Genomic DNA, 4816 nt, shown 5'->3' with positions numbered 1-4816 from the left:
GACTCCATCTTTGGCAAGGTCCTCGGCTTTGTCTGTGGAAGAAGAACGATCAAAACCGGTAGGGTCCTTTGGGAACAGATCAGGCACCTGCCGACGATGGGCTATGGCACGGACTTGCTGAAGGCCTACGAGAATTTCATTCCACAGGCTAAGCATTACGCAGGAAAGACTTCACCACACAAATCGAATCACTGAACTGCCGACTCAGACATTATCTAGCCAGGCTCCATCGTAAAACGCTTTGCTACAGCAAATCAAAAACGATGTTGGAAGTCTCTTTGAAACTGCTCATCCATAAGCTAAACAACCCTTAAGCTCCAACGCCGAACGATGAATCAACGAAAGTAGTGGTGAGGATTCATTTAAAGAGAGGACAGGCCAAATTCCTTGTGAAGTTGAGCTGATGGAGAGATGGGATTACGTTTCAGTCTGTTTAAAGCCTGTACATTGCTTCGACTTGTCCACGGAAGGAAGTAGAAGCCTTGAAGACCTTGCCTCCGTCGGGTTGATTGGCTCTAGCTGCAGAGTCAAGGTGTTCCAATGCCGTGGTTGCTCTCAACTCAGAGCCATCTTTGCCACCAAAGACCGGGCAACTGACGTTACTGGCAGAAGCTGAGAACTCCGTTAACTTGCTTCCATCTGGACGATAAGCAGCCACCTTGTAACCACCCCAAAGCGCTATCCAAAAATTCCCGTCAGCGTCCACAACAGCTCCATCTGGGCCCCCTTGCCCTTTTTCAAATGTCAAAAACACCTCACGTTCACTCACAGGAAGCCCTGTGTTTTGATCCAGTTTTACTCGCCAGACAGTGTTCTCAATGGTATCTCCGAAATATCCAATAGTCCCATCTTCAGTAAAGCAAGTTGCATTGGGAATGGTGATGTTTGGATAAAGCAATTGAAGCTTCCCTTTAGAAATATGATAGATGGACCCAGCGCCCTGCTCTGCGTTCCAACCCATCGTTCCGAACCAAAAGGAGCCACTGGGATGAACCCGGCTGTCATTGCTGCGAGTTACAGAGTTGTCTGCTTCCACAGCAAGATAGGACTCCCAGCTTTTGGAAACCATGTCGAGAATATGGAGTCCATCATCGACCGCAACCACTAAGCGTTTTTCGTCAATTCGAGCCGCAGCGCTTGCGTTACCAGGGCAATCAATCACACGGACAGGCTGATCCTCAACTTGCTCATAAAGCTTCTTGCCGAGAATATAAAACCAACAAAAGCTCCCACGCTCAGGGTGCCAGAATATTCCCTCGCCAAGCTCACAGACTGGGACATTACAAACTTGCATCAAATCCATGGTTTTACTCCGTTTGAGGATACAAAAATTGCCAGGCAGCCGTAAGGCCTTGCCGAACCAAGTCATCTCCAGAATGCAAATCTACCTCTCGACCGACCAAACTCAGCGCTCGAGCATACAATTTGGTCAATGAAGATTCCCCTACCAGTTGAATCTTCTCTGTTTTTTCAATGTTTTGGGTCGCCGATCGCAGTTCCTCACCAAGCAGCCGACCGCTCAGGAATGCCAAATTAGCAACTGGATCTCGATTTAAAAGCAGCGAGGTAGCTCTCACACGAAAGAGCGAAGTCAGCAAGGGAGTACTTTCCTTAAAGCCTGTTGAGACACCCTTCGCAAAAGCAGGGTGTTCTGCGTCAACCTCTTCTGATTCCAAATCATGCTGTAAAATACTGTGCTGACGCACAATTGAGAAGAGTTCGCCCGTTAGATAGGTATCAAATTGGTGAACCTGCCCCAGATTCACTTTCACCCACTTACAATGCGTCCCAGGCAAACATATCATTCCAGACCATTCTGATGACCCAGCTCCCAATCCTAGCATTTGGGTTTCTTCTCCCCGCATAACATCTGGCGTTGATTCTTCTCGGCAAGCTACCCCGGGCAACACGTGAACCTTGCGCTGCAGATCTTTCGTTTGAACATCTACCGCACCAATCGCAACATCTTTCAGTGAGACCGGCAAGAGCAAGTAAGGAGCTTCCTGCCAGCCCTGACGACTCCCAACCATTCCACTCATCAGTACAGGGCTCTCCGTTGGCCATCCATGGAGATGCTCCTTCAATGTGGGTTCGAATTCCTCACGTTTCAGACTCAGCAGACCACACGATGCTTCGCGTCCATCCAAGGCTTTATCTCCATGCATACGCCAGATTCGAAAGTGGGTCGTTCCCCAGTCTACTGCTACCCAATCCTGCTGATTTTCCATCATACTTTCTGAAAAAAATGAGCTGTTTAAGTTGTTGCTTCTGAGAATTCTGTTTGACATACTCAAGCAGTGTCGTAACTTTGTCAACGATCCAACAGCGAGAAGGCTGGAACTCCAACGATGAGGCGTCTTCATCCTTCGAGCAGCCTGCAGAAGCAAGTTGAAAAGTTGCCGCCTGCGTTCATCCGCCACTGAGTATCCATATTGAGGAGACATGAGTCAGTCTAAATCCAATACACGCTTTCGATCACAGGAATGGTTCGATAATCCTGCCAACCCGGACATGACCGCTCTTTACTTGGAGCGTTATCTGAATTTTGGTCTGACTCGCGAAGAATTGCAGTCAGGGAAGCCTGTGATTGGCATCGCCCAAACTGGATCAGACTTATCGCCATGTAATCGGCCTCATATTGAACTGGCCAAAAGGGTACGGGAGGGCATTCGAGAAGCGGGGGGGATCGCAATTGAGTTCCCAGTTCACCCAATTCAGGAAACTGGTAAACGACCCACCGCTTCTTTGGATCGGAATCTTGCCTACCTGAGCCTCGTCGAAGTTCTGTACGGCTATCCGATCGATGGTGTAGTGCTGACAATCGGCTGTGATAAAACCACACCAGCTGCGCTAATGGCAGCAGCAACGGTGAATATCCCTGCCATTACCCTTTCTGGTGGACCGATGCTCAACGGCTGGTTCCGAGGAGAGCGAACCGGCTCTGGAACCATCGTCTGGCGAGCACGAGAGATGATGGCTCGTGGCGAAATTGACTACCCCGGATTTGTTGATTTGGTAGCCTCCTCTGCTCCCTCCCCAGGCTACTGCAACACAATGGGGACAGCGACAACAATGAACTCCCTCGCTGAAGCATTGGGGATGTCCTTACCTGGAAGTGCCTCGATTCCCGCCCCTTACCGAGAGAGGGCACAAGCAGCCTATCTCACTGGCAAGCGCATCGTGGATATGGTCAAGGAAGATTTGAAGCCTTCTGACATTTTGACTCGTAAGGCCTTCGAGAATGCAATCGTGATCAACTCTGCAATTGGTGGCTCAACCAACGCTCCAATTCACCTCAATGCAGTTGCACGTCATATAGGGGTGGAGCTGGAGGTCGATGATTGGGAAAATCATGGTCATGACATTCCATTACTGGTCAACCTCCAGCCCGCAGGAGCCTATCTTGGAGAGGATTACCATCATGCAGGAGGAGTCCCTGCTGTCGTTGCGGAGCTGATCCGCCACGGTCGGATTCATGAAGATGCGATGACAGCCAATGGGAAAACCATTGGAGAGAATTGCCGAGATGCGGAAGTTGTGGATACAGACGTAATTCGCAGTTTCGACACTGCGTTAAAGCCTGCGGCTGGCTTTAAGGTGTTGCGGGGGGATCTCTTTGATGCCGCCATCATGAAGACCTCTGTCATTTCCAAGGAATTCAGGGAACAATATCTTTCAAATCCAGATGACCCAGATGCTTTCGAGGGCCGAGCAATCGTGTTCAATGGTCCAGAAGATTACCATAAGCGGATTGATGATCCTTCCCTGAAGATTGATGCCAACTGTCTGCTTTTCATGCGTGGTGCAGGTCCAATCGGCTATCCTGGGGCTGCTGAGGTGGTCAACATGCGTGCGCCGGATTATTTGCTGAAGCAAGGTGTGAAAGAGTTGCCCTGCATTGGAGATGGTCGACAAAGTGGCACTTCTGGTTCTCCCTCGATTTTGAATGCATCGCCTGAAGCTGCTGCTCTGGGAGGTCTTGCCCTTGTACAAATGAATGACCGTGTCCGGATTGACCTGAAAAAAGGTCGTGCAGACATCTTGATTGATGGTGCAGAGTTAGCCAGCAGACGTGAAAAGCTGGAGCGAGATGGATTCCCAATTCCCGAGTCTCAAACACCCTGGCAGGAACTACAGCGTCGTGACGTTGATCAACTAGCGCAGGGGATGGTCTTGAAATCTGCTGTCAAGTATCAGCGAATTGCCCAGAGCAAAGGGGTTCCAAGGGACAATCATTGAGGAGTTTCTGATGCAAAAGATGATCAGTGATTGGCTGAATCCTGTCCCCTTACTTGCGATTCTCAGAGGGATTACCCACCACGAGGTAGATGAGGTGGGGGATGTGTTGATTGAACTTGGTTATCGAATTCTGGAAGTTCCGCTCAATTCTCCAGATCCGTATCAGAGTATTCAGCAGCTAGCCAAACGCTACAGCGGTTCTGCTCTCATCGGAGCTGGCACGGTTTTAAAGCCGGAACAAGTTCCTCAGGTGGCCGACGCTGGGGGAACCTTGATTGTCTCTCCGAACCTGAACCCTGAGGTGGTCAAGGCAACCAAGCGGATGGGAATGATTTCGGTGCCTGGAGTCTTCACTCCCACAGAAGCCTTTCAAGCGTTGGATGCAGGGGCAGATGCTCTAAAGATATTCCCCGGTGATGCAATCAGCCCGTCATACTGCAAGGCGCTGCGAGCGGTTTTGCCAAAGGGTACTTTGCTTGTTGTTACCGGGGGAGTCAACTCTGAGAATCTTGCAGACTTTCTTGTAGTCTCCAACGGGGCAGGGATCGGATCGGCTCTTTACTCTCCAGGAAAAGCC

Annotated in this window: 4 protein-coding genes and 1 pseudogene; 3 read left to right on the top strand and 2 right to left on the bottom strand. The window is 50.1% G+C overall.

All coding sequences use genetic code 11. The annotated features are described in order from the left end of the window. Window positions 1–165 precede the first annotated feature (165 nt). Window positions 166–314: pseudogene (locus tag P8O70_20675) on the top strand (IS1 family transposase). 119 nt (window positions 315–433) lie between these two features. Here the strand turns inward: P8O70_20675 and P8O70_20670 are convergent. Further along, complete coding sequence (locus P8O70_20670) at window positions 434–1303, bottom strand: SMP-30/gluconolactonase/LRE family protein (GenBank protein ID MDG2199255.1); 870 nt, start codon at window positions 1301–1303, stop codon at window positions 434–436. A gap of 4 nt (window positions 1304–1307) precedes the next feature. After that, entirely contained in the window at window positions 1308–2231 is a 924-nt protein-coding gene (locus P8O70_20665; GenBank protein MDG2199254.1) for a 2-dehydro-3-deoxygalactonokinase, read from the bottom strand. Between the two features lie 211 nt (window positions 2232–2442). On the opposite strand from P8O70_20665, the gene P8O70_20660 reads away from it, so the two are divergent. Together P8O70_20660 and P8O70_20655 are read left to right on the top strand one after the other, a co-directional pair. Further along, window positions 2443–4239, top strand: coding sequence for a dihydroxy-acid dehydratase family protein (locus tag P8O70_20660; protein ID MDG2199253.1), 1797 nt, complete (start codon window positions 2443–2445; stop codon window positions 4237–4239). A gap of 10 nt (window positions 4240–4249) precedes the next feature. Next, the coding region (locus tag P8O70_20655; protein ID MDG2199252.1) for a 2-dehydro-3-deoxy-6-phosphogalactonate aldolase at window positions 4250–4816 on the top strand (567 nt) is incomplete at its 3' end.

The sequence above is a fragment of the SAR324 cluster bacterium genome (assembly GCA_029245725.1).
In the GTDB taxonomy this organism is placed as follows: Bacteria; SAR324; SAR324; order SAR324; family NAC60-12; genus JCVI-SCAAA005.
Note: the sequence above shows the minus strand (reverse complement) of the source record. Positions and strands in the feature narration are given on the sequence as shown.

Bases quoted from the DNA above. Each gene is read 5' to 3' on its own strand.
- P8O70_20665 (MDG2199254.1), bottom strand. From the start codon at position 2,231: ATGATGGAAAATCAGCAGGATTGGGTAGCAGTAGACTGGGGAACGACC.
- P8O70_20670 (MDG2199255.1), bottom strand. From the start codon at position 1,303: ATGGATTTGATGCAAGTTTGTAATGTCCCAGTCTGTGAGCTTGGCGAG.
- P8O70_20660 (MDG2199253.1), top strand. From the start codon at position 2,443: ATGAGTCAGTCTAAATCCAATACACGCTTTCGATCACAGGAATGGTTC.